Below are 24,748 nucleotides of genomic sequence, written 5' to 3'. Positions count from 1 at the left end.
CACTCCTTAATTAATCCAGAAAATTGCCCAGAGCACGGAAGAAACCGTCAAAGTCATCCCACGGGATCATATGTCCGGCATTTTCAACGTGCGCGAGAGTTATCTCTGGCTGCAATGCGCGGATCTCCGCCTCGTCTTCCTGCTGGATCACGCCGCCAAGGCCCGCGACCATCAGTAATGTCGGCATGCTCAACGCGGGATAATCGCGATGACTATCGACCTGATGGAAATCTTCATAGGCGCGTTGGATGGCCGGTTCATAGCAGGTGTGCAGCCATTCGGCACGCAGTTGGCGCTGCGATTCGCTCCAGTTGGGGCAGTAAGTGCGCATCTGTTCGGCGTTCATACCCAACAGTGACTGACGGATCGAATCGACATACCAGGGCCACTTGCCCGGATATTCACGACGACCGGGACCGGAAACTGGCGGGTCGATCAGCACCAGCCGTCGCACCCCTGCCGGATGGAGCGCGGCAGCGCGTAAGGCAAAGCGCGCCCCCATTGAATGACCGAGCAGGGCGTAGTTTTCCAATTGCAAAGCGCCAGCGAAAGAGGTTATGTCCTGGGCACAGGTTTCGGCGTCATAAGCCAGGTCCGGTCCGCTGGCGGATAGACCGCGCCCACGCACGTCCAGCACGTAGGTGTCGTACTTTTCAGCCAGTCGTTCGGCGACGAAGCCCCAGGTGATCGCCGGGCTGGTGATGCCGGGGATCAGGATCACCACCGGGCCTTGCCCGCCGTAGCGCAGATAGTGCTGGCGAATGCCGTTGGCCTGCACGTTGGCGCCATACAGAAAGTGGCTCATGCGGCGTTCTCCGATTTCAGTGCTTGCGCGTACAGGTCATAGCCGTAAACCCAGGCGGGATCTTCCTGCGTGCGCAGGAAGGTATTGGCATTGGATACCGCCTGCACGCGAGAAGCCCGCTCTTTGCGGTTGGCTTCATACAGTTGGAAAGCGGTGCGATAGTCGGTCAGGCCGGTTTCCTGCAGACAACGCGCCAGCATGGCGGCGTCTTCGATCGCCATGGCTGCGCCCTGAGCCATGTGCGGCTTCATCGGGTGGCAGGCATCGCCAAGCAGTACCATGCGGCCTTCGCTCCACAACGGCAGCGGTTTACGGTTCAGCAACGGCCATTTGGTGACCTGTTCGCTGGACTCGATCAATGCCTGCACAATCGGGTGATAACCGGCGAAGGTTTCGTACATTTCCTCGCGGCTGCTGTCGATAAAGCTGCCCTGGAAATCCCATGCCGGGTGCGGCACGCCGCTGACGTAGTAGTATTCGTCGCGCTTTTGGGTGGTGTAATAGACCATCAAGTGACGATCGGCCGACCACCATTTAACGCAGTCTTCAAAACTCAGGTTGTATTTGGCCAGTTTATCGCCGCGAATCAACGCCCGGTGCGCCACCCAACCACTGTAGGTTGGGGCTTCAGTGCCCAGCAGGTGTTCGCGAATGCGGGAATTGATGCCGTCGGCGCCAATCACGATGTCTGCACTGGCCTGAGTACCGTCGGCAAAATTCAGCACCACATGGTTTTCGCGCTCTTCAATCTTGCTCAGGTGCTTGCCAAAATGCACGCTGCCCGGTTGCAGTGCCGCCATCTGCAAGGCCTGCAGATCGCCGCGGTGTACCGTCACGTAAGCGGCACCGTATTCTTTGCGGGCAAATGCCCCCAGTTCGATGCGAGATAGATAATCACCCGTTTCGGCGTCGCGGCTGAACCAGAAGTCCGGGTGAGACGCCATTTGCTCCAAGGGTTGTTCAATGCCGAGACGGCGGAAAATCTTCAATACGTTTGGCCCCATATGGATACCGGCACCCAATCGTGAAAACACCGGACTCTGTTCGTACAGGTCGACGGTAAAGCCCGCTTTTTGCAGCAGACCGGCGGCGGCGGCGCCACCCAAACCGGCGCCGACTACGGCAATGCGTTGTTGTTTGCTCATCATTTTTCCCCTGACTGTTGGTTATTTTACCTGCCATCCGCTGCGATAACGGATAATCGATTTATAGTGTATACGCTAAATAACGCAAAGTTGCATAAGTGTTAATTTTGACTTGGCTCACGCTAATAGGCCGCCTGTTTCTGTTAACCTTATGTTAATCACAGGACGGGGAGGGCTTAAAATAGGATTTGCTTATAGGTGTCTCGGGCTTCTTGCTTCCGGTGTGTTTTTAGTCTTAGATAATTAAAAGAGTGTATTCACTGTAATTTGTGCAAAATAACCTCGTTGGCGCCGGGCGCGTCGACCCCTTTAGGCAAAACAGGAGATACCGCATGGCGGTCAATGATAGTCAGTTGGTTCAGCTGTTCGAGCAGGTGCTTACGCTGTCAAAGGTTGATGCTTCGCAAAGCGTGGCGATCCTGAAAAGTCACTATTCCGATGCGCGCACGGTACGCGCAGCTACCGATGCTGCACTGCGATTGGGCGCTAAGGTTTATGCGGTGGAGTTGCCCTCGTTTAACCATCCGCGCGCCATGGGCAACGACATGACTGCTTATTGCGGTGATACGGCATTGACCGGCAACCATGCGGCTCAGCGCGCGTTGGAGGCCGCCGATCTGGTGGTCGACACCATGATGTTGCTGCACTCGCCGGAGCAGGAGCAAATCCTTAAGACCGGCACGCGTATTTTGCTGGCGGTCGAGCCGCCGGAGGTGTTGGCACGGATGTTGCCTAATGCGGAAGACAAAGCGCGAGTGTTGGCGGCGGCTGCCGTGCTGGAACAGGCAAAATTAATGCAGGTGAAATCTGTCGCCGGCAGCGATTTTCGCGCCCCGCTGGGGCAATACCCCACGGTAACCGAATACGGTTACGCCGACGAACCGGGACGTTGGGATCACTGGCCAAGCGGCTTCCTGTTCACCTGGCCGAATGAGGAACAGGCCGAAGGGGTACTGGTGCTGGATGTGGGCGATATCCTGCTGCCGTTCAAGAGCTATGCGCGGGAACGGATCACGCTGGAGATAGACAAGGGCTTTGTGACGTGTATTCACGGGGGGTTTGAGGCGGAATATCTTCGGGAGTACATGAAATATTTCAACGATCCGGAAGTGTACGGCATCTCGCACATCGGCTGGGGCTTACAGCCACGTGCACAGTGGACGGCGATGGGGCTGCACGACAAAAACGACGGGATGTGTATGGATGCACGTGCTTTCTACGGCAACTTCCTTTTTTCCACCGGGCCGAATACCGAAGTCGGTGGTACGCGTAAAACGCCGTGCCACATGGATATCGCGCTGCGCCATTGCGACATTAGCCTGGACGGTACGACGGTAGTGGCGGATGGCGAAGTGGTGGCTCCTGCGGCGTCCCGAGTAAGCCAGGGCTAACCTTGCTGCTAAACGCGGGGGTTTGTACTATTCTCGGTGGTTTCCATAGATGGTGAGAGTAACGCAATGACGCCCCCCGAATACCCGGCTGCAGAAAACGGCAAGACCGAAAATTATCATTTTACTGAACAAGTCGGGCACCTGCTTCGTAAGGTTTACCAGCGCCATGTGGCCATCTTTCAGCAGAACGTTGGCGATTCGCAGCTGACCGCGGTGCAGTTTATTACCCTGTGCGCGGTGCGTGACATGGGCCCGAGTTCGCTAACTGAGCTGGTGCAGGTGACGGCGGTCGATCAGGCCACCATTCGCGGTATTGTCGAGCGCCTCAAAGCGCGTGAATTGATCACCGTTATGCCGGATCCTGTCGACCGGCGCAAAGTGGTGGTCGGGCTGACCGATACCGGTGCCGATCTGTTGAGGGAAACGGTGCCGCATGCGGCGAAGATCACAGAATTAACCTTCGGCACGCTCAATCCGGCCGAACGTATAGCACTGATGTTCCTGCTCAATAAAATGCTGGAAGACCAGCCACCCGGCTGATTCGTCCCGCGCAACTGCTGTTGTCTGGTGAGTGCGGTGGCGGCGAGGTCACGGCCCACAATTCATACCCTATAGCTTTCAAGTTGCAACCAGGCTGGTAGCTTGCCCACTCTCAAGTCAGTAACTGGGATGAGCAAGTGCGGCAACGACGCAGCGGCGTGAAAGATGACGGGTATCACCAGAGCGCAGGCGGAGACGCGAGAATGGCGATATCTGAAGTGCAATCGCCCAGGGAAGGCGCGGTAAAAACGCTGACGGAGCATCCATTGATGCTGTCGGTAAATGGCGAAAATATTCATACCTGGGTGATGGCGGATACGCCTCTGTTATTGGTGTTACGCAACGATTTGGCGCTCAATGGCCCAAAGTACGGCTGCGGCCTCGGAGAGTGCGGCGCATGCACCGTATTGGTTGACGGCATTGCCGCACGCTCCTGCGTGATCCCGGCTCTGGGTGTGACCGGCCGTGAGGTCACCACGCTGGAAGGGCTGGGCGATCGCCAACATCTGCATCCGGTGCAGCGCGCTTTTATTGAGGAACAGGCGGCGCAGTGCGGTTATTGCCTGAACGGCATGATCATGACCACCAAAGCCCTGTTGGATCGAAATTCCTCGCCCAGTGACACAGAAATCCGTCAGGCACTGTCCGGCAATCTGTGTCGTTGCGGCACCCATATCGAAATCCTGCGTGCGGTTCAGCGCGCTATCACTCTGTATCGCAACGAGGAAACCTCGTCCCATGACTGATACCCATTCCTCATTGCCGAGTCAGGCGGAGCTATTGCAGCGCCAGGGCACATTGCTGATTGTCGATCAGATCCAACCGCCGCCAGGGCTGGTACCGAAAGGTCAGACGCCGAGCCTGAAACCCAAAGAACAAGGGTTGTTCATTGCCATTTGCGACAGCGGTGAGGTTTATGCCTTCAACGGCCATGTCGATCTGGGCACTGGCGTGCGCACCGCATTAGGTCAGATTGTCGCCGAAGAGCTTTACCTGCGCATGGATCAGGTGCGCATGGTGCTGGGCGACACTGAAAGTACGCCGAATCAGGGGGCGACTATCGCCAGTGCCACCCTGCAGATTTCGGCGGTACCCCTGCGTAATGCCGCCGCCGAAGCGCGCCGCTGGTTGCTGCAGCAGGCGGCACAACGTTTTGACTTCAGAGTAGAGCAACTGACGCTGGACGACGGCATCGTTGTTAGCCCTGACGGGCAAAGGCTGAGCTATGGCGAACTGGTGGCTGGTGTACATATTGCATTAACGATAAGCGGTGATGCACCGCTTAAGCCGCAGGCCGAGTACCGTTTGGTGGGGACCAGCACCGCACGTGTCGATATCCCGGCCAAGGCTACAGGCGAATCCACCTATGTGCATGATATGCGGCTGCCGAACATGTTACATGGGCGGGTGGTGCGACCGCCCTATGCGGGCTACGACAGCGGTGAGTTTGTCGGCACCAGCCTGCTGGCGGTGGACGAACGATCGATTGCCCATATTCCCGGCATCGTCAAGCTGGTGGTGATAGAAGACTTTATCGGCATTGTTGCCGAGCGCGAGGAGCAGGCGATCAAGGCGGCACAGGCGCTGCAGGTGAGCTGGAAAGACTGGCGGCGTAACCTGCCGCAGATGACCGATGTGGCTCAGGCGCTGCGCGATAATCCCCATTCGACGCGGGTGGTGCATGATACCGGCAACGTGGATACAGCGTTGGCTGCCGCCGACCGACGCTTTACCCGCAGTTATCTTTGGCCATATCAACTGCATGCGTCGATTGGCCCGTCCTGCGCATTGGCAGATTACCAACCACAGCAACTGCGGGTGTGGTCGGGCACCCAGAACCCGCACTTGTTGCGCGCCGATCTTGCCTGGCTGCTGGAGTACCCGGAAAATCAGATTGAAATCATCCGCATGGAGGCCGCCGGCTGTTATGGTCGTAACTGCGCCGATGATGTCTGTGCGGATGCGGCGCTGCTGTCGCGAGCGGTAGGCCGTCCGGTAAGGGTGCAGCTAACCCGTGAGCAGGAACATCTGTGGGAACCGAAGGGCACTGCGCAACTGATGGAGGTTGACGGTGGGTTGGACGCCGCCGGTGATCCGGTCGCCTATGATTTTCGCACCTATTATCCTTCCAACGGTGCGCCCACCCTGGCGCTGTTGCTGACCGGAAGGGTGGAGCCGGTGCCGGTGGCTTATGAGATGGGGGATCGCACTTCGGTACCGCCCTATGAATATCCGGCGTTGCGCGTCAGCATTGAGGATATGGCACCGATTGTCCGCGCTTCCTGGATGCGGGGCGTATCGGCACTGCCGAATACCTTCGCGCACGAGTCCTATATTGATGAACTGGCTATCGCCGCCGGCGTCGATCCGCTTGAATATCGACTGCGTTATATCAAGGATCAACGTGCCACCGAACTGATGCGCAGTACCGCCGAACGTGCCGGCTGGACGCCGCATACCGAACCTATGCAAACCCCGGCGGAAGACGGCGTACTGCGTGGACGAGGCTTTGCCTATGCGCGTTATATTCACAGTAAGTTTCCCGGTTTCGGTGCCGCGTGGGCAGCCTGGGTCGCCGACGTTGCCATCGACAAAGTCAGTGGCGAAGTGGCGGTCACGCGGATTGTGGTCGGGCACGACGCCGGCATGTTGGTCAATCCGGACGGCGTACGTCACCAGATCCACGGCAACGTTATCCAGTCGACCAGCCGGGTGCTAAAAGAGCGAGTGACCTTCGAAGAATCCACGATCTCCAGCAAAGAATGGGGGGCTTACCCGATCCTGACTTTCCCGGAGGTGCCGGAGGTGGATGTCGTGATGATGCCACGCCCTTACGATCCGCCATTGGGGGCCGGTGAGTCTGCCTCGGTGCCCAGCGCGGCAGCCATCGCCAATGCGGTGTTTGACGCCACCGGTATTCGGTTTCGCGAGTTGCCGATCACCTCTGATCGACTGCGCGAGGCGTTGAACGGTCCGGATAGTCAGCGGCAGCCGTCAACGCAGCCAGTCAAAACCAAACGCAGTAAATGGTGGTTTGGTGGCGTGGCCGGGATTTTAGGGGCCGCGCTGGGTGTTGCGACGACGGCACTGCCATGGCGTGCCGAAATTGCGCCGGTGGCTACCCCTGGCTCAGGTACCTGGTCTGCCGCGACCCTGGAAAGGGGGCGTCAGTTGGCCGCTGCCGGGGATTGCGCGGTATGCCATACCGCCTCGGAAGGGCTAACCAATGCCGGGGGGCGGGCGATGGAAACTCCGTTTGGAACCCTGTACAGCACCAATATCACCCCAGATGTGGAAACCGGTATCGGCAACTGGTCGTTTACCGCGTTCGACCGGGCGATGCGTCAGGGCATCAGCCGCGATGGCAGGCATTTGTATCCGGCATTTCCCTATACGGCGTTCAGTAAGATGACCGAGGGTGACATGCAAGCGCTGTATGCCTATATGATGTCGCAACCGGCGGTGGTGCAAAGTACCCCGGCTAATCAGATGCGTTTCCCGTTCAATGTGCGCCCGTTAATGGCCGGCTGGAATGCGCTGTTTCTCCGCCAGGGCGAGTTTCAGTCAAATCCGACGCAAAGCGCGCAGTGGAACCGTGGCGCTTACCTGGTTAACGGGTTGGGCCATTGTGCCGCCTGCCATTCCCCGCGTAATCTAATGGGCGCTGAAAAGGGCGGTAGCAGCTTTTTGGCGGGGGCGATGGTGGATGGCTGGGAAGCGCCGGCATTAAACCAATTGGCCAATGCGGACAAATCCTGGACCGAAGAGCAGCTTTTCCAGTATTTGCGTAGCGGTCATTCTGCCGAGCACGGCGTCGCGGCCGGCCCGATGGGACCGGTGGCCGGCGAACTGGCCACACTGCCGGAAACCGACGTTCGAGCGATGGCCAATTACCTGATTTCATTGAGCAACCCGACCGGATTGAACCTGGAACCGCAGGCCAAACCGGCTGCCACTCTTTCGACCGCCGTAGGGCAATTGGGCGGAGAACGTCTGTTTCAGGGCGCTTGCCAAGCCTGTCACAGCGCCGCCAGCGGTGGGCCGAAGCTGTTTGGCGTCAGCCCGGATTTAGCGAACAACACCAATATATTCAGCGAGCGGCCGGATAACCTGATTAACGTGATTTTGCAGGGAATTTCCAAACCGGCTACCGCTGATTTGGGCTTTATGCCTGGATTCAAAGACAGTTTTTCCGATCGTCAAGTGGCTGATCTGGTGAATTATCTACGGCAGCATTATGCCGGGGACAAACCGGCATGGCGCGATGTCGAAACGCAGGTTGCCAGGCTACGTGCCAATCCGGGCAGCCATTAACTGTGGTTAAAAAACGGCGCTATTGCGGTTGCAGGAAAGCAATAAGCCGTTGCGCCGGTAGCGGTAACTGGGCCAACTGACGCACGACAATCGACAGCTGGCGTGTGGCCCAGGTATCGTCCAGCACAAGAATTCTGACTTGCATGCCCGGCCATTGCCGGGCGATCTCCTCCGGTACCACGGCGATACCGGCACCACGCGTCACCATCCGACACACCACTTCAAAGCTTCCTGCACGGGCGCGTAAACGCATTGGGCCGCCGTTGCGTAGGGCGTGTTGCGCCAAATGTTGCTGCAGCGCGCTGTCGTCGCTTAAGCCAATAAAGTCATATGCCAGCGTTTCGCTAAAACTGACGCTGGCGCTGCCGGCTAACGGATGATCGACCGGTAGCACCAGCACCAGGCGATCCTGGCGGAACGGGTAGCTTTCCAGCCCGCGCAGGTCGGCGTGGTTGGCGACAATGCCGATATCCGCAGTTTGATCGAGGATCGACTGGCTGATCGCCGTGCTGGGCAACTCTTCCAACGCAATGTCCGTCTGTGGGTTAAGCAGCAGATAGTCGGCCAGCAGCTCCGGGAGAAAAGCGCTGGCGGCGACGGTATTGGCCAGAATACGCAAATGGCAGGCATTGCCCGGGGAAAACTCTGCCATATCCCCCCGTAGCCGTTCGCTTTGCTGTAACAACAGACGAGCATGGCCCAACAGGCGTTCACCGGCCTGAGTGGTTTGTACTCCCCGCGCGCCGCGGGCCAAAAGCTGAATACCAGCCTGTTGCTCCAATCCGCGAATGCGGGCACTGGCCGATGCCAGCGACAGGCAGGCACGATCGGCCCCGGCGGTGATGCTGCCCGCCTCTGCCACGGCGATAAACAGCCGCAGGTCGGTAAAATCGAAATGCATCGGCTTCTCCTACGTATTTGCCTCAGGCTGGCTCAGTGATTGCCGCATTGTGCGGCAGGCAAGGGCTGCGGACAATCCATGCACCAAGGGATAATGAGGAAGGATAGACCTATGACGTTGACGCTACCTGAAATTTTAGCCCTGCTGGGCATCTTTATGCTGGCGGGCACGGTAAAGGGAGTGATTGGCCTGGGGCTGCCGACGGTATCTATGGGGTTACTCAGCCTGCTGATGTCTCCGGCACAGGCTGCGGCGCTGTTGCTGGTGCCGTCGCTGGTGACCAACTTCTGGCAGTTGTTCACCGGGCCGGACGTCCGTGCACTTTGCCGCAGGTTGTGGCCGATGATGGCCTGTGTCGCCATGGGCACAATGCTGACCACGGGCACCTTGACCACCGGTCAAAACCGGTTGGCACCGATAGCGTTGGGGGTCTGTTTGGTCGTTTACGCGCTGTTGGGTTTTAGCCGTTTTCAGTGGCGGCTTTCACCCAGGGCTGAACGCAGGTTGGGCCCTCTATGCGGTGTACTTACCGGGCTGATTACCGGTGCTACCGGGGTATTCGTGATCCCGGCGGTTCCTTATTTAAATGCATTGGGATTGGCGCGTGACGATCTGGTGCAGGCGTTGGGGCTGTCATTCACCGTTTCGACGTTGGCATTAGCCGCCGGCCTGGCGTGGCAACATGCATTGCCGGGCACGTTGCTAGGCACCTCATTATTGGCATTGCTTCCTGCGCTGGTGGGGATGTGGTTGGGGAGTGTGCTGCGCCGGCATTGTCGCCCTGCGGTATTTCGTCGCTGTTTTTTTATCGGTCTGTTAGTTTTGGGAATTGAAATAGTGTGGAATGGCATTAATTAAATGCGAGTAAATAATGTTTCACCCAGTTGCGAAGTAATTGGTTTGTATTAGAAGTTAAATTAAACACTCCGTATAATTCATTCTATTTAGTTAACTTGACTCTATCGGCGGAAATGGTTTTATATATTGACATGTCGGCGACGTATGTTTATATCTATGAGTTCAGATCAAGAATGGATTTTAAATGTGAATATTATAAAAATAAGGAAATATTATGAAGACCCTAACGAAAGCTGAAATTATGATGATTGGCGGGTGGCCTCATTGCTCGAGGGGCTAGAGCTGTTTTTGGCAGTGTGGTCGGTTCATCGATTGGTTCGTTGAGTGCTTGTTTTGGTAGTGGGAGTGGTTCACAAAATGCTTCAAGAAGCAACTCTGGCTCTTATAATGGCGGCACCTGCAACTGGTAGTAATATATATTACCCAGTGTGATGTGACTGTGCCAGATATTGGCATGGTCGCATGCTAATGTTTAACTGGTACTTTTATGAAGACGTTTTTGTCGGCTTTTATTATGGTCGCTCTTTCTGTCGGGCTATCTCGTAATTTGCTTTTTATTGTGGGGCTTAGCCAATATAGCGGTATATTTAGATTTAACATCCCTTGTGAAATGGCTAAATGGATGATTTATTTCCTTGTGCTGCTAGGGACAATGACTTTTATGAGGTTAATATATACCTCGGCACGAAAATTTGTCCGCAAATGGAAGCGTCGTGGTCAGTAAGATAATTATCGTTCCAAGATCCCGATAAAGGTGTAACCCCCATGTCAGAACGTTCTCCCCAGATTTATCGTGAGGGTTATTTCGCTGCGCAGGTCAATAAAGCGGAGGGTGAGGTAATTATTCCTGCCAGCCTCAGTCTGACCGCCTATGCTTGGGCCAGCATCTTGCTGGTGTTGGCTATCGGGCTATTTCTGATCCTGGGTGAATATACCCGTAAAGCGCGTTTGGACGGTGTGGTGATGCCATCCAGCGGTTTGATCAAGGTAGTTGCCCGCGGCGCCGGACAGGTTACAGAACGTTTAGTGACGGAGGGGGCGACCGTCAAAGCCGGCCAGGCACTTTATCGGCTCAGCGGCGAATATTTCAATGGTCAGGGTATCGCGACGCTGGCGTCGGTTTCCGACTCGTTAAAACGGCAATATCACATGCTGGAGCGCCAACGCGCTCAAGAACTGGCCACTCGAATTTTACAGCAAACCGGTGTGCGCCAGCGCATGACGCAACTTCAGGATGAACTGACCAGCGCAGAGGCGGCAATGGTGGAGGTAAAGCAACAGGCGGAATTATCGCATTCGCTGATGGTGCGCTACCGCAAGCTGATCGGCAAAGGTTACGTTTCCGAACTTGAGTTTCAGCAGCAGAAAATGACGTTGTCGACGGCGCGGGAAAAAGTAGAAATGCAGCGTCAGGCGCAGTTGCGGTTAAAGCGTGAGCTTGCCGCGGCGGCCTCGGAACTGCGGACGCTGGCGCAACAGCAACAAGGGCGTGACGCCGAACTTGAACGCCAGTTGCAGGGCATCAGGCAACAGGAAATAGAACTGGTTGCCCAGCGTGACCACACGCTCACTGCGCCGGTGAACGGCCACATCGCGGTGGTGTTGGCCCGGGCGGGGCAGACGGTCAAGCAAAACGATCCTTTGCTGATGATGGTCGCTGACGGTGCCGAGCTGCAGGTTGAACTCTTTGCGCCCAGCAAAGCGGTGGGCTTTATCAAACCTCACCAACGGGTCGGGTTGCGCTTTGCCTCCTTCCCCTATGAAAAGTTTGGCGTGCAGTATGGCGCCACCCGCGCCATCACCGATGCCAGCCTGAGCGCCAATGACGTCATGCAGCAAAATCCGATGACCTGGAAGGAAAACGAAGGGCATTACCGCGTCATCGTTGCGCTGGAGAAAACCACCATTACCGCCTATGGGCGCCAGGAACCATTGCGCGTCGGGATGACCGTGTCCGCAGACGTGGAGTTGGATCGCCGCCGCCTGTACGAGTGGCTGCTGGAGCCGTTATGGAGTCTGCAAGGAAGGATATAAACATGGACGTTACAGAAGGGCTCAACTGGGGCTGGCGAAAGCGCCTGCCGTTGATACGCCAAACGGAGTCCGCAGAATGCGGCGTGGCGTGCCTGGCGATGATTGCCGGTTGGTATGGGCATCGCGTAGATCTGCCTACGCTGCGTGCGCAGTTTAAAGTTTCGCAGCTCGGCATGACCTTCTCGCAGCTGATTGCCTGCGCCGAACGGCTGCACCTGAGCGGCCGAGCGGTGCAGCTGGAGCTTGAAGAGCTGCACCTGTTGTCGCTGCCCTGTATTTTGTACTGGGACATGAATCATTTTACCGTGCTCAAGCGGGTGCGAGGGCAAACTCTGGAGCTGCATGATCCTGCGCGGGGCCTGGTTAAAATGAGTCTGCAGGAGGCAAATCGTCACTTTACCGGCGTAGCGATGGAATTGACGCCAACCCATCAGTTTGTCGTCAAAGATCGGCGAAAAAAGATCCGCCTGCGGGAGCTGATCGGTAAAACCCAGGGGCTGAAGGCGGCATTGGCCCGGATCTTCTGTTTCGCGCTGGCGCTGGAAGTGTTTGCGTTGATCGGCCCATTAATCAACCAACTGGTGATTGATGAGGTGCTGGTGGCGTTGGACGCCAGCTTATTGACGTTGATCGTCATTGCCATGCTGCTGATGGCCGCCACCCAGACGCTGCTGGAGCTGGCCCGCCAGTGGGCGACGCTCACCATGGCGGTCAACTTCAATATGCAGTGGACGGCGAATGTTTTTCACCACCTGTTGCGGCTGCCTATCAACTGGTTTGAATCGCGCAACATGGGCGATATCAGCGCGAAATTTGATGCCGTCGACACCATTCAGGACACCCTCACCACTACGCTGCTTGAAGCCTTTTTGGATGTGCTTTTGGTCCTTGGTACCTTGACCATGATGTTTTTCTACAGCGTGAAGTTAACCCTGGTCGCTTTGGCCGCCGCGATGGTGTATGGGCTGCTGCGCCTGTTCTGGTTCAGTACGTTGCGTAAAGCGGCGGATGACTCCTGGGTTGCCGGCACCCAGGAATCCAGTCATTTTCTTGAAAGCCTGCGCGGCGTGCTGAGCCTGCGGGTCAACGGGGCGCTTACGCCGCGGGAAACGGTTTGGCGTAACCTCAATGTCGCACGGCGCAATGCTGAACTGCGCGAAAGCAAGCTGATGATGGTTTACGGCATTATGCAAACCGTCATTGGCAGCCTGGTTGGGGCGGCGGTGCTGTGGCTGGGGGCCGGGGCGGTGTTGGCCGGGCAGTTTTCAGTCGGCATGCTGGTGGCCTACATGTCTTTTCAGGGCCGGTTTTCCGCCAGCATCAGCGGCCTGATCGACAAGGCCGTTGCCTACAAAATGCTGGATGTTTACAACCAACGGCTGGCGGATATCGTGCTGACGGCGCGTGAAGACGCAGCGGCGCAGGCGGCGGGCAACTCAACGCTGTTATTGTCCGCCAGCGCCTGGCCCCAAGATCGGCCGGCGCTGAGTTTGGAGCAGGTCAGTTTTCACTATGCCGGCACCGAATCTGAAATCCTGTCGCAGGTCTCGCTGGACATTATGCCCGGTGAGGTAGTGGCGCTGGTGGGGGCGTCCGGCAGCGGCAAAACCACATTGGCTAAACTGGTATTGGGGCTGTATTCGCCCACGGCCGGCATGATACGTACGCTGGGCATTGAGCATCGACAGGGGGATTATTCGCAGGTACGTCAGCATATCGGCGTAGTCTTGCAGGAGGATCAGCTGTTTCGCGGTTCTATCGCCGAGAATCTGTCATTTTTCACGCCACGGGTTGATCAGGACAAGCTCGTTGAATGCGCGCGGCTGGCACAGTTGGATCAGGATATCGATAACCTGCCGATGGGCTACCAGACGTTAATCGGTGAAATGGGAGGCACCCTGTCTGCCGGGCAAAAACAGCGCTTGTTGTTGGCGCGGGCACTTTACAAAAAACCACGACTGTTGATCCTGGATGAGGCGACCAGCCATTTGGACGTGAATAATGAAATGCTGATTAGCCATACCCTGCGCCAGCTTGGCCTGCCGATTTTACTGATTGCCCATCGCCCGGAAACCATCGCCTCGGCGGATCGGGTCGTCGAACTGGCGGCCGGGCGTCTTCACCGGCGCAAAGGGTGAATCAACCCTCTTCGACTCGAAGAGGGGGCGGATCAGGCCAGCGGCCCACCCAGAATCGTTTCTTTCATGCCAGAAAGAATGCGTTCACCGGTTTCGGTTTTCAGCTCCTCGTACCAACTGCGGGTGACGTCCATCTCTTTGCCGTGTGTGACATCACAGCGCTTACGTGCCTTCAGCACCAAATCTTTCACCCGATAGCTGCGTTTTTCCTGATAGCGCAGCAGCGCATCTTCAATACCCAGTGAATTGGTCTGCAAGGCAATCGCCAGCACCACCGCGTCCTCCATTGCCGCGCAGCCGCCCTGACCGATGTCCGGAGTGGTGCTGTGCCCGGCATCGCCCAGTAAGGCTACGCGGCCCCGCACCAATTGCTCGAAAGGTTCGATATCGTGGATCTCAATGCGGTTGACGCTTTCCGCATCAATTGCGGCAATCAGTTTCTGTACCGGTTCGGCCCAGCCGGTAAAGTAACGTTGCAGGTCGGCTCGCGCGGTGCTGCGGTCTTCCGCCAGCCCGATCGGCAAGGGAACGTCGAAGAAAAAGTAGAAGCGGTTGCCGGAGACCGGCATCAGCGACACGCGCTTACCTTCGCCGACGAAGGTGGTCCACTGGTCGGCCGGCGCGATGGACTCATCAATGGTGACCAGCCCGTTCCAGTTGACGTATCCGGCATAGCGCCGATCCACGCCATGGCCCAGCACATAAGGGCGAATAGCGGAATGGGTGCCGTCGGCGGCGATCAGAAAATCTCCGCGGGCCTGACTGCCGTCTTCAAACCAGGCGGTAACGCCCTGCGGGGTTTCTTCAATACCGCTAACCCGTTTGCCGAAGCGCACCTGGTCGCGGCCGTAGGTGTCCAGCAACATGGCCTGCAGCTCGGCACGCGCTACCGGGTAAGGGCGTTCGCCGACGCTGGTGATTAACGGATCCAGACTAAAACGCGTCAGCGTTTGTCCGTGCAGGTATTCCTGATAGGCCATGAAATGCATCGGCCCCCCGAGCGCCCGCAGTTGTTCTTTCATCCCCAAATAGTTAAGGCATTTGACGCCGTTAGGCCAGATGGAGATTGCCGCGCCAACCGGTTTGATCGCCTTGACCGCTTCAAAAACCTCGGTATCGATACCGCAACGCTGCAATGCGATGGCGCTACACAGCCCACCAATACCACCGCCAATGATGATTGCTTTCATGTTTTTCTCCTCCATAGCCACGATGGGGAGAAGCAATTTCCGTACCAGTCCACCAATACCGCTGACGTCAACGTGGCCGTAGCACCATCAGGGGCGTTTCTGATGCAATTTGGTGCAATCCATGAGCGATAACGGAGCAGGGTTTCGAGGACCATTGAGATCTCGCAGAGCACGAATCAGCAACGGAAAACGGCGACTGAATGTTAAACAGACAAAATAATAGACTACGCTAACTATTAGCCCGTCGCGTCAGTGCAGGCAGACGGCGCAGATAAAAAGAACGATGTCGCCGCATTGATTAAGGTTGATCGGCATTTTGGAGCGATGAGCAATGAAACTACCTCAAGTCCCGCTTACCCGGCGGCGGTTTATCGTTGGCGCCAGTGCATTGGTGATCGGCGCCTATCTGCCGTCAACCGGCGCACTGGCGCGTACAACGACGACCACGGCGCCAGAAAACACCGCTTATGAAGCCAATGCTTTCGTGCAGATCGACGAAAATGGCATTGTCACCGTCCTCAGTAAACACACCGAAGTGGGCCAGGGCGTTTATACCGGCATGGCAACGCTGGTCGCTGAAGAGCTGGATGCCGACTGGTCGCAGGTGCGGGTGGTTGCCGCACCTGTGGATACCAACGTCTATAAGAATCTGGCGTTCGGTTTTCAGGGCACCGGCGGCTCCAGCTCGGTGGCCAACGCCTACGAGCAGATGCGCCGCATGGGCGCGATGGCGCGCGCCATGCTGGTTCAGGCCGCTGCCCAAAGTTGGAAAACCTCAGCGGAAGAAATCACCGTGCAGGCGGGCAAGATCCGCCATGCCGCAAGCGGCCGCGAAGCAGGGTTCGGTGAGTTTGCGGCGCTGGCCAGCCAGTTGCCGCCGCCCGATCCCGCCAGCCTGACCCTGAAGGATCCGAGCCATTTCACCCTGATCGGTAAGGTCAGTGGCTTGCACCGCGTAGACTCGTTGGCGAAGACCAACGGCTCGGCGCAGTTCACTCAGGATATTCATGAGCCGGATATGCTGACCGTTACCATTAAAAAACCGCCGCGTTTTGGCGGCAAGGTGGCCGCGTTCGACGCCAGCCGGGCGCTGAAGGTGCCGGGCGTGGTGGATGTGAAACAGACCGATACCGGCGTGGCGGTATATGCCAAAAATACCTGGGCGGCGATCCAGGGCCGTGAAAAATTACAGGTGGAGTGGGACGACTCGCAGGCAGAGCGGCGCGACACCGAGCAGATATTTGCCGAATTCCGTCAGGTGGCGCAAAAGCCCGGCGTAGTGGCGAAAAGCCAGGGTAAGCCGGGCGAGATTTTCGATCAGGCGGATAAGGTGATCGAAGCGGAATACACCTTCCCCTATGTGGCCCATGCGCCGATGGAGCCGCTGGATGGCTATCTGTTTTGGGATGGCGAGAGCGTCAAGGCACGCTACGGCTGCCAAATCCAAACCCTCGACCATAAACAGCTGTGCGATCTGTTCCAGCTACCGCCGGAAAAAGTGCAAATCGACACCATTTTGGCCGGTGGCAGCTTTGGCCGCCGCATCGATCTGGGCAACCCGAAGCTCGGGCCCGATCTGGCGGCGGACATGGCCGCGGCGGCCAAAGCCATTGGTCCCGGTCACGGGGTCAAAGTGGTGTGGACGCGAGAGGATGATATTCGCAACGGCTGGTATCGTCCGATGATCCTCCACCGGATGAGAGGGGCGATCCGCGACGGTAAAGTCGTGGGCTGGAGCGATACCGTCGTTGGTCATTCCTGGACGCTTAACAGCGCGATGACGGCGCTGGTGGTTAACGGTCTCGACCAGATGATGGTCGAAGGTGCCAGCGAAGTGCCGTACACCTTCGAAAACTTCCTCTGCGACGCGCATATCGTCGCGGGTAAAGTGCCGACCACCTCATTAAGATCGGTCGCCAGTACTCATACCGGTCACGCCGTCGAAAGTTTTATTGACCAGCTGTTGCAGGAGACCGGGCAGGATCCGGTCGAGGGGCGTCTGGCATTGATGGGTGATGCACCGCGTGAGGCCGGCGTGCTGCGGGCGGTGGCCAAAGCCGCCAACTGGCAGGGCGCGAAGGTGGTGGATGGACGAGCACGCGGCGTAGGCGTCGCCAAGGCGTTTAATACTCGGGTGGCGCAGATAGCCGAGGTGTCAATCGGCGAAGGTGGCATTCCGCGCGTGCACAAGGTGTGGTGCGCGGTGGATTGTGGTGTGGCGGTCAATCCGGATGTGATCCGCGCGCAGATTGAGGGCGGCATAGGTTATGGCCTGAGTATTGCTCTGTACGGCAACATTACGCTGAAAGACGGGGTGGTTGAGCAGTCCAACTTCAATAATTTCCGTCCGCTGCGCATCGACGAAATGCCGGAGATAGAGGTGATTATCGTACCTTCAAGCGAAGCGCCTACCGGCGTTGGCGAGTTGGGGGTGCCAACCATCGCTCCGGCCGTCGGCAATGCACTGGCACTGCTCGGGAGACCTCGCAGTTCACTTAGCCTGCCTTTACACCGTCCCAACCGTGACGCCAGCGTCTGAGCAAGGAGAACAGCATGATAACTTTAACTGTAAACGACCAACCGCTGACGTTTGATGGCGATCCCCATATGCCGCTGCTGTGGTTCTTGCGTGATGAGGCCGGATTGACCGGCACCAAATTCGGCTGCGGCATCGCGATGTGCGGGGCCTGTACCGTCCACCTGGATGGGGTGCCGGTGCGCTCTTGCATGACGCCGGTCTCTGCCGCCGAAGGCAAGAAAATCACCACCATTGAAGCGATCGGCGAAACGCCAGCGGGCAAAGCGGTGCAGGCGGCCTGGGTCAATCTGGACGTAGTGCAATGCGGCTACTGCCAGTCCGGTCAGATCATGAGTGCCAGTGCACTGCTGGCCCAGAGTAAAAATCCGAGCGATGCGGATATCGATGCGGCAATGAGCGGCAACGTCTGTCGCTGCGCCACCTATGTGCGCATTCGCGCTGCCATCCACCAGGCCGCCAAGGCGTTGGATTAAGGGAGAAACTCATGAGCAACGCCCTGAGATGGCTATTTTGGTTGATCGTGGCAATCGTGGTGCTGGCCGGCGGTTATGCGATCTATACGCTGCTGCGGCCGGTCGGCCCGGAACCTGCTGCGCCGATCGCCGGTGCCCCTGCCGGGATCAGCGATAAATTGGCGCGTGGCGAATATCTGGCGCGGGCTGCGGACTGCGTGGCCTGCCACACTGCGCCCGGCGGTAAACCTTTCGCCGGCGGTTTTGCTTTTAAACTGCCTTTTGGCACCATTTACGGCACCAATATAACCGCCGATCCCGACACCGGTATCGGTAATTGGAGTGACGATCAGTTTGTGCGTGCGGTGCGTGAAGGCGTTGGGCCGCAGGGTAATCTTTACCCGGCAATGCCGTACACCTCATACACGGCCATGAGCCGTGACGACGTGTTGGCGATCAAAGAGTATCTGTTCAGCCTGCCGCCGGTGAAGCAGGCCAATCCGGAAAATGGGCTGTCGTTCCCGTTTAACCAGCGCTGGGGCATGAAGTTTTGGAACCTGGCGTTCTTCAACGAAAAACGCTTCGAGCCGAACCTGAATCAGGATGAGCAATGGAACCGAGGCGCATATCTGGCTACCGCACTGGGACACTGCAGCGAATGCCACACGCCGCGCAATTTGGGCTTTGGCATTAATCAGAGTAAAAACCTCAGCGGTGAGGTGATCCAGGGGTGGTTTGCGGCCAACATTACTCCCGATCCGCAGACCGGTATCGGTGCCTGGAGCGAACAACAGCTGTCGCAGTATCTGGCGACCGGCCACGCGGAAGGGCGCAGCAGCGCAGCCGGTCCGATGGCAGAGGCGGTGGAAAACAGCCTGCAGTATCTGACGCCGGAGGATAATCAGGCGCTGGTGAAATACCTGCGCAATATCGAGCCTATCGCCACGGACAGTGCCAGCGCGGTCAATCTGCAGCCGAAGGGGGCAACGTCGTCCAGCGCGATATTGCCGGGCGGGCAGGAAGACTCGTTGGGACGGCGACTGTTCGCTGGAGACTGCAGCGGTTGCCACCAGTGGAACGGAACGGGACGCCAGAGCAAATATGCTTCCTTGGTCGGCAGCACGGCGGTTAACGATCCGCAGGGCCGCAGCGTGGTGCAGGCGATCCTGAAGGGGACGCGCATCAGCATCGGCGAACAGCATGAATTCATGCCGGACTTCGGTGCTCAATACTCGGACGAGGAAGTGGCGGCGGTTGCCAATTATGTTGTCGGCCAATTTGGCGAAAAACAGGGCAAGGTAACGGCCAAACAAGTCGCTGAACAACGCAAACAGTAAGAGGCGGCGAGGGGGCTGCCCCCCTCGCTACCTGTCATTTTCTGCGCCGGGACATTACCAGTTTGTCTTTGGGGCGATCCAGCCAATCGGCAACCTCGTTATTGAAGTTATCCGCTAACAGGTAGGCAGGAGTTTTCGCCAACCAGTCAGACAGCGAAATGTCCTGATAGATGCCATTATCCAGCACGATTAATACCTTAAGATCGTCATCCCCCATATTTTCGATATAGTGACCAAAACCCTGTGGAACATAGCCAACGTCGGTAGGAGAATATTCTTCAGTCTGCACATGGCCGTGCGAACTGAACACCGTCATGCGCCCCTTACCGGAAATATAGTATTGCCACTCATTGGCATTGGGATGCCAGTGTAATTCCCGCACCGCCCCAGGCTTAACGATTTCTATAATGCCGGTCATGGTAGTGGAAATAGGGAATTCTTTTGAAGAGACCAAGTGCACGCTGCCGGCATCATTTTCGAAGAAAGGCTTTTGTTTCATTAATTCATAGCGATGAGCCAAAGGTGCATTATTTAAACCGCCATCGTGGGCTGGTAAGGGCAGTGCGGGCGGAATGGCACCGCCGACAATATAAGCCTCACCTTGTTTTGCCTTGGAAAATACCGCCGCCGGCATATTCACGCTTTTTTCCAACACTTCTTTGGGCATATGGGCTACCCAGTCGGTAATGCTGAAGGTGCCGAACTCGGAAAAGTGACCATTATCAAAGGTCAGAACAAAATGTGCGCCGTCTGCCAACGCCTGAATCGAGTGGCCGTAACCCTTGGGGAAATACCAGACGTCGCCGGGGCCGAAATCTGCCACCTCACATTTGCCTTCAGGATCAATGATGGTAATGCGGGCATGCCCCTCCAGCATAAATGCCCATTCGGCAGCGATGGCGTGCCAGTGCAGTTCACGTACGCCACCCGGCTCCAGCGTCATATCCACCCCGGCAACCCCCTCGGAAATCGGGAATTGTTCAACGGTAGCCTCCCTGGCCCAGCCGTTGGGTAAACTGCGTTTCTTACTGTGGCTAAAGACGTATTTATACAGATTTTTTGCATCGGCAGCGGGTTGGAAATTGCTGGGGGGAACTATATTTCGATGTTCATCGGCGCTGGCGGATTTAATCATGCCGCCCATAACACCGGCGGCTGCGGCGCTGACTGCGGAAACTTTCAATATATCTCGACGCGATAACATAGGGCTTTCTCCAAATAAAAGTGGCCCACAGCGAATACGGCTGACTGGGTTTATTCTTTTGTTTTATTGTGTGCAGGGGGTTTATTGCTGAAATGGAAGCATTCGGCAACGGTTAAAGCATAGTGGGTTAAAAACAGGATGCCGCGAATAATATATTAATTTATGTTACTAATTGAGTGCGGCTATGATTTTTAAATCCGCTTTAAAATAGTTATCTACCGGTATCAAATAAATGTATTCCATTATTAAATAAAAGGTAAACAAAGTGAGTTTAATTAAAGTGGATAATGTGTTTCAGGTGCTATTTTATGCGGTTGAGTAAATGGGTATCAGTAAAAAAGGCATGGCAGGGTACGGCGGGCAACGTTGAAGTGCGTTTTCGGTAAAGAGTGATGTGAATCACAAAGCGTAACTAAGACTATTGCCGAAAAATGGCAACTATGACGATACTTTCGCCGCGATCTTAACGATCGCCAGACATTTTTATTACGGCGTGTTACTGCTCAGGCAGGCAAGACCAAAATAGGAATGCACCTCTCCTTGTGATGAGGCGCATTTTGATTTTGGTCTTTTTTTTTTTGCTTTTTTACCGGGGATATTCGATGGATTACAAACAGTTGGGCCTGGAAATTTTGCTGCAGGTCGGGGGCAAGGACAACGTCAGCAAACTGACGCACTGTGCCACCCGTCTGCGGATGGAGTTTAACGATGATAGCAAGGTACAAGCGAAAGCGATCGAGTCCTTGCCTGGGGTGATCAGCGTGGTGGAACGTGGTGGCCAGTTTCAGATCGTGGTCGGCAACAACGTGCAGCAAACCTTCCGCGCGATGCAAAAAGAAATCGGCGATCTCAGTGGCCGTCAGAGTGAGAAAAATTCCCAGGCGCGGGGCGGGGTGATTTCACAGATTATCAGCGTTATTTCAACCACTTTCACCCCGGTGATCCCTGCTATCACCGGTGCGGGGATGATTAAGGCGCTGCTGGCGATCCTCAAACTGACCGGAGTGATAGATGCCGCCAGCCCGACCTACCATCTGCTGGACACCATCGCCGATGCGGCCTTTTTCTTCCTGCCGGTGCTGCTGGCTTATGGCGCGGCAATCAAATTCGAATGTAACCCGATCCTGGCAATGACCATTGCCGGCGCGTTGCTGCACCCCAATTTGGCACAAATGCTGGCGGCGGGCACGGTGATTGATTTCGTCGGCATACCGGTGCGCCTGGCGGATTACGCCGGCTCGGTGTTGCCGATCATTTTCACCGTCTGGTTAATGTCCTATATCGAACGGTTTGCCGAGAAAGTGTCGCCGACGATGATCAAGTTCTTCACCAAACCTATGATTATCCTGTTGGTGACCGCCCCGTTGGCGTTGGTGGTGGTAGGGCCGTTCGGTATTTTCCTCAACGATCTGGTGGCCGCCGGTGCCGCTATCGTCGACGGTAAAGCCAGTTGGCTGATCCCGATGCTGATGGGCGGCCTCCAGCCGTTTCTGGTGATCACCGGTACGGCCTGGGCAATGACGCCGATTGCTACCGGTCAACTGAGTAAAAATGGTTTCGAAATGATTAACGGCCCAGGCATGTTGGCTTCCAACATTGCACAGGGCGCTGCGACGCTGTGCGTGGCCTTTCGCACCAAAAACAAAAATCTGCGCCAGCTGGCGTCCTCTGCGGGTTTCACCGCGCTGCTGGGTATCACCGAGCCTTCGTTGTACGGCGTGACGCTCAAACTGCGTAAACCGCTGATTGCAGCAATGATCGGCGGCGGCTGTGCCGGTATTTACGCCGGGCTGAGTGGGCTGGTGCGCTATGCCTTCGTTTCTCCCGGATTAGCGGCGCTGCCGGCGTTTATCGGCGAAAACCCAATGAACATTGTCCATGCGCTGATCACCTGCGCCATTGCTATTGTGGTGACTTTTGCACTGACCTGGATGCTGGGGTTCGACGATCCGGTTGAAGAAACGGGATCTGGGGTCTCGGAGGCCGTCAGTGGCGACGAACAGCAAATTGTCAGTCCGCTCAACGGTCAACTGGTGGCATTGGCGCAGGTTAACGACGACGTGTTCTCGCAGGGGCTATTGGGTCAGGGTGTCGCAATACGGCCGCAGGAAGGCGTGTTGCGCGCGCCGCTGACGGGGGAAGTAGTGACGTTCCTGCCATCCATGCATGCGGTCGGTATCAAGGGTGACAACGACGTCGAGCTGCTGGTGCATATCGGCATTGATACGGTCAATCTGGCGGGACAGCATTTCACTTCCGAGCTTAAAGTGGGCGATCGCGTCCAGGTGGGAGATGAACTGGTGCGCTTTGATCTGGCGGCGATCGTCGGGCTGGGTTACGACATCACCACACCGGTGCTGGTGGTTAACAGCGAAGCTTTTCCTGAGTTGAATTGCCGCCAACCGGGGGCAGTGGATTTTGGGCAGCCCATCATCACCCTTAATAATGCGCAGCAGGAGCAGGCATGATTTACCAACGACTGAACGATTTCCCCGCAGATTTTCTGTGGGGGGCTTCCACCTCTGCCTATCAGGTGGAGGGGGCCTGGAACGAAGACGGCAAAAGTCCATCGATTGTGGATATGCTTGATCACCCGGCAGAAACCGCTGATTTTAAGGTCGCCAGCGATCACTATCACCGCTTCCGAGAGGATGTGCAGCTGTTTGCCGAACTGGGGTTAAAGGCCTACCGTTTCTCGATTGCCTGGACGCGAGTGCTACCGCAGGGGACCGGTGAGGTCAACGCCGCAGGGCTGGATTTTTATCGCCAGTTGATTGATGAACTGCTGAGCCATGGCATAGAGCCTGTGGTAACGCTCTATCACTTCGATCTGCCTTATGTGCTTGAGCTGCAGGGCGGTTGGTCGAACCGCGCCACCATCGATGCCTTTGTCGATTATGCCGAAGTGTTGTTTGACGCATTCGGTGACCGGGTAAAGTATTGGCTGACCATCAACGAGCAGAACACCATGATCCTGCATCCGGGCGCCATTGGCACGCCCAAGGGCGGTGAACTGCCATCCAGGCGAGTGCTGTATCAGCAAAGCCACCATATGTTGGTGGCTCAGGCCAGGGTGATGGCGTTGTATCATCAGCGCTGCCCGGCCGGGAAGATCGGCCCGGCGATTAATACCACCTCGATGTATCAGGAAACCTGCAATCCGCTGGATGCCATCGCCGCCCATAACTGGGAAACGCTGCGTTGCTGGAGCTTCCTCGACGTGGCCGTGCAGGGTCGTTATAACCCGCTGGCCTGGCGTTACCTGCTGGATCGTCAATTGGCGCCACGGATGGAACCCGGTGATGCGGCGCTGTTGCTGCAGGGCAAACCGGACTTCGTGGCGATAAATTATTACTCGACCGCCACCATTGCCGCCAGCCGAGGCGATGCGTCGGACATCAGCGCACGGGCCGGCGATCAGCAAATCATGCTGGGGGAACCGGGCGTGTATCGTGCGGCGGAGAACCCGTTCGTCGGTAAAACCCGCTACGGTTGGGTGATCGATCCTGTCGGATTGCGGCTGACGCTACGTAAAACCGCGGAGCGTTACCATTTACCGATATTAATTACTGAAAACGGCATTGGCGCCCCGGACCAGCTACAGGCCGATGATACAATCAACGACGATTACCGCATCGAGTTTATGCGACAACACGTCGAACAGATGCAGTTGGCCATCAACGACGGCGTCGAACTGATCGGCTATTGCCCTTGGGCGGCAATAGACGTGGTCAGCACCCATCAGGGCTATGCCAAGCGCTACGGGTTTATCTATGTAAACCGGGGTGAGCAGGATCTGAAGGATCTGCGGCGGATCAAAAAGCGCAGTTTTGACTGGTACCAACGGCTGATTGTCTCCAATGGCCGGCAACGATAATAAAAACAGAGGGTGTGGCCGCG

At 56.7% G+C, this 24,748-nt stretch carries 17 protein-coding genes; 12 read left to right on the top strand and 5 right to left on the bottom strand.

Annotation, left to right across the window (positions count from 1 at the left end):
- Positions 1-10 precede the first annotated feature (10 nt).
- A complete protein-coding gene (locus tag M2407_RS17995; RefSeq protein ID WP_198639606.1) occupies positions 11-805 on the bottom strand; it encodes an alpha/beta fold hydrolase in 795 nt (264 codons plus the stop codon).
- Entirely contained in the window at positions 802-1,953 is a 1,152-nt protein-coding gene (locus M2407_RS17990) for an FAD-dependent monooxygenase (RefSeq protein WP_041414542.1), read from the bottom strand. The genes M2407_RS17995 and M2407_RS17990 overlap by 4 nt, the downstream gene beginning before the upstream one ends.
- Positions 1,954-2,282: 329 nt before the next feature.
- Between M2407_RS17990 and M2407_RS17985 the strand changes: the two genes are divergently transcribed.
- The 4 genes from M2407_RS17985 to M2407_RS17970 all read left to right on the top strand — a co-directional run bounded on the left by M2407_RS17985 (position 2,283) and on the right by M2407_RS17970 (position 8,195).
- Positions 2,283-3,341 (top strand): 2,5-dihydroxypyridine 5,6-dioxygenase, encoded by a 1,059-nt coding sequence (locus tag M2407_RS17985; protein ID WP_217331220.1) that lies wholly within the window; start codon positions 2,283-2,285, stop codon positions 3,339-3,341.
- A 66-nt stretch (positions 3,342-3,407) separates the two neighbouring features.
- Complete coding sequence (locus M2407_RS17980) at positions 3,408-3,881, top strand: MarR family winged helix-turn-helix transcriptional regulator (protein WP_046373624.1); 474 nt, start codon at positions 3,408-3,410, stop codon at positions 3,879-3,881.
- A 203-nt stretch (positions 3,882-4,084) separates the two neighbouring features.
- On the top strand, positions 4,085-4,627 hold the full coding sequence (locus M2407_RS17975; protein ID WP_198639608.1) for a (2Fe-2S)-binding protein: 543 nt from the start codon (positions 4,085-4,087) through the stop codon (positions 4,625-4,627).
- Complete coding sequence (locus M2407_RS17970) at positions 4,620-8,195, top strand: molybdopterin-dependent oxidoreductase (RefSeq protein WP_259218799.1); 3,576 nt, start codon at positions 4,620-4,622, stop codon at positions 8,193-8,195. The genes M2407_RS17975 and M2407_RS17970 overlap by 8 nt, the downstream gene beginning before the upstream one ends.
- 19 nt (positions 8,196-8,214) lie before the next feature.
- Here M2407_RS17970 and M2407_RS17965 read toward each other — a convergent pair whose 3' ends face one another.
- Positions 8,215-9,096 (bottom strand): LysR substrate-binding domain-containing protein, encoded by an 882-nt coding sequence (locus M2407_RS17965; RefSeq protein WP_259218797.1) that lies wholly within the window; start codon positions 9,094-9,096, stop codon positions 8,215-8,217.
- 111 nt (positions 9,097-9,207) lie between these two features.
- Here M2407_RS17965 and M2407_RS17960 point away from each other — a divergent pair, with 111 nt between their 5' ends.
- From M2407_RS17960 to M2407_RS17950, 3 genes are all read left to right on the top strand, one after another.
- Entirely contained in the window at positions 9,208-9,954 is a 747-nt protein-coding gene (locus M2407_RS17960; protein ID WP_128864943.1) for a sulfite exporter TauE/SafE family protein, read from the top strand.
- A 765-nt stretch (positions 9,955-10,719) separates the two neighbouring features.
- Entirely contained in the window at positions 10,720-11,988 is a 1,269-nt protein-coding gene (locus tag M2407_RS17955; protein ID WP_122079263.1) for an HlyD family secretion protein, read from the top strand.
- 2 nt (positions 11,989-11,990) lie between these two features.
- The gene (locus tag M2407_RS17950; protein WP_128864941.1) at positions 11,991-14,126 is read left to right on the top strand and encodes a peptidase domain-containing ABC transporter; all 2,136 of its coding nucleotides are present in this window, start codon (positions 11,991-11,993) and stop codon (positions 14,124-14,126) included.
- Between the two features lie 32 nt (positions 14,127-14,158).
- On the opposite strand, the gene hpxO is transcribed toward M2407_RS17950, so the two are convergent.
- A complete protein-coding gene (hpxO, locus tag M2407_RS17945) occupies positions 14,159-15,316 on the bottom strand; it encodes an FAD-dependent urate hydroxylase HpxO (protein WP_259218795.1) in 1,158 nt (385 codons plus the stop codon).
- 331 nt (positions 15,317-15,647) lie between these two features.
- Here hpxO and M2407_RS17940 point away from each other — a divergent pair, with 331 nt between their 5' ends.
- From M2407_RS17940 to M2407_RS17930, 3 genes are read left to right on the top strand one after another with little or no spacing between them, the layout of a single operon-like run.
- Positions 15,648-17,855: a xanthine dehydrogenase family protein molybdopterin-binding subunit gene (locus M2407_RS17940; RefSeq protein WP_020826796.1), complete on the top strand. Its 2,208-nt coding sequence runs from the start codon at positions 15,648-15,650 to the stop codon at positions 17,853-17,855.
- Positions 17,856-17,869: 14 nt separating this feature from the next.
- Positions 17,870-18,328: a (2Fe-2S)-binding protein gene (locus tag M2407_RS17935; RefSeq protein ID WP_020826797.1), complete on the top strand. Its 459-nt coding sequence runs from the start codon at positions 17,870-17,872 to the stop codon at positions 18,326-18,328.
- 11 nt (positions 18,329-18,339) lie between these two features.
- Positions 18,340-19,644 (top strand): cytochrome c, encoded by a 1,305-nt coding sequence (locus M2407_RS17930; protein ID WP_048759055.1) that lies wholly within the window; start codon positions 18,340-18,342, stop codon positions 19,642-19,644.
- A gap of 34 nt (positions 19,645-19,678) precedes the next feature.
- Here the strand turns inward: M2407_RS17930 and M2407_RS17925 are convergent, their stop codons facing one another.
- A complete protein-coding gene (locus M2407_RS17925; RefSeq protein WP_048759053.1) occupies positions 19,679-20,848 on the bottom strand; it encodes a cupin domain-containing protein in 1,170 nt (389 codons plus the stop codon).
- Positions 20,849-21,450: 602 nt separating this feature from the next.
- Here M2407_RS17925 and M2407_RS17920 point away from each other — a divergent pair.
- Positions 21,451-23,316 (top strand): beta-glucoside-specific PTS transporter subunit IIABC, encoded by a 1,866-nt coding sequence (locus tag M2407_RS17920; RefSeq protein WP_259218794.1) that lies wholly within the window; start codon positions 21,451-21,453, stop codon positions 23,314-23,316.
- Entirely contained in the window at positions 23,313-24,725 is a 1,413-nt protein-coding gene (locus M2407_RS17915) for a glycoside hydrolase family 1 protein (RefSeq protein WP_130015701.1), read from the top strand. The genes M2407_RS17920 and M2407_RS17915 overlap by 4 nt, the downstream gene beginning before the upstream one ends.
- Positions 24,726-24,748 lie beyond the last annotated feature (23 nt).

Origin of the sequence: Serratia sp. BIGb0234, from assembly GCF_024809915.1 — a bacterium.
GTDB lineage: Bacteria > Pseudomonadota > Gammaproteobacteria > Enterobacterales > Enterobacteriaceae > Serratia > Serratia liquefaciens.
The sequence above is the reverse complement of the archived record's forward strand: the minus strand, read 5'-3'. Positions and strand labels throughout refer to the sequence as shown.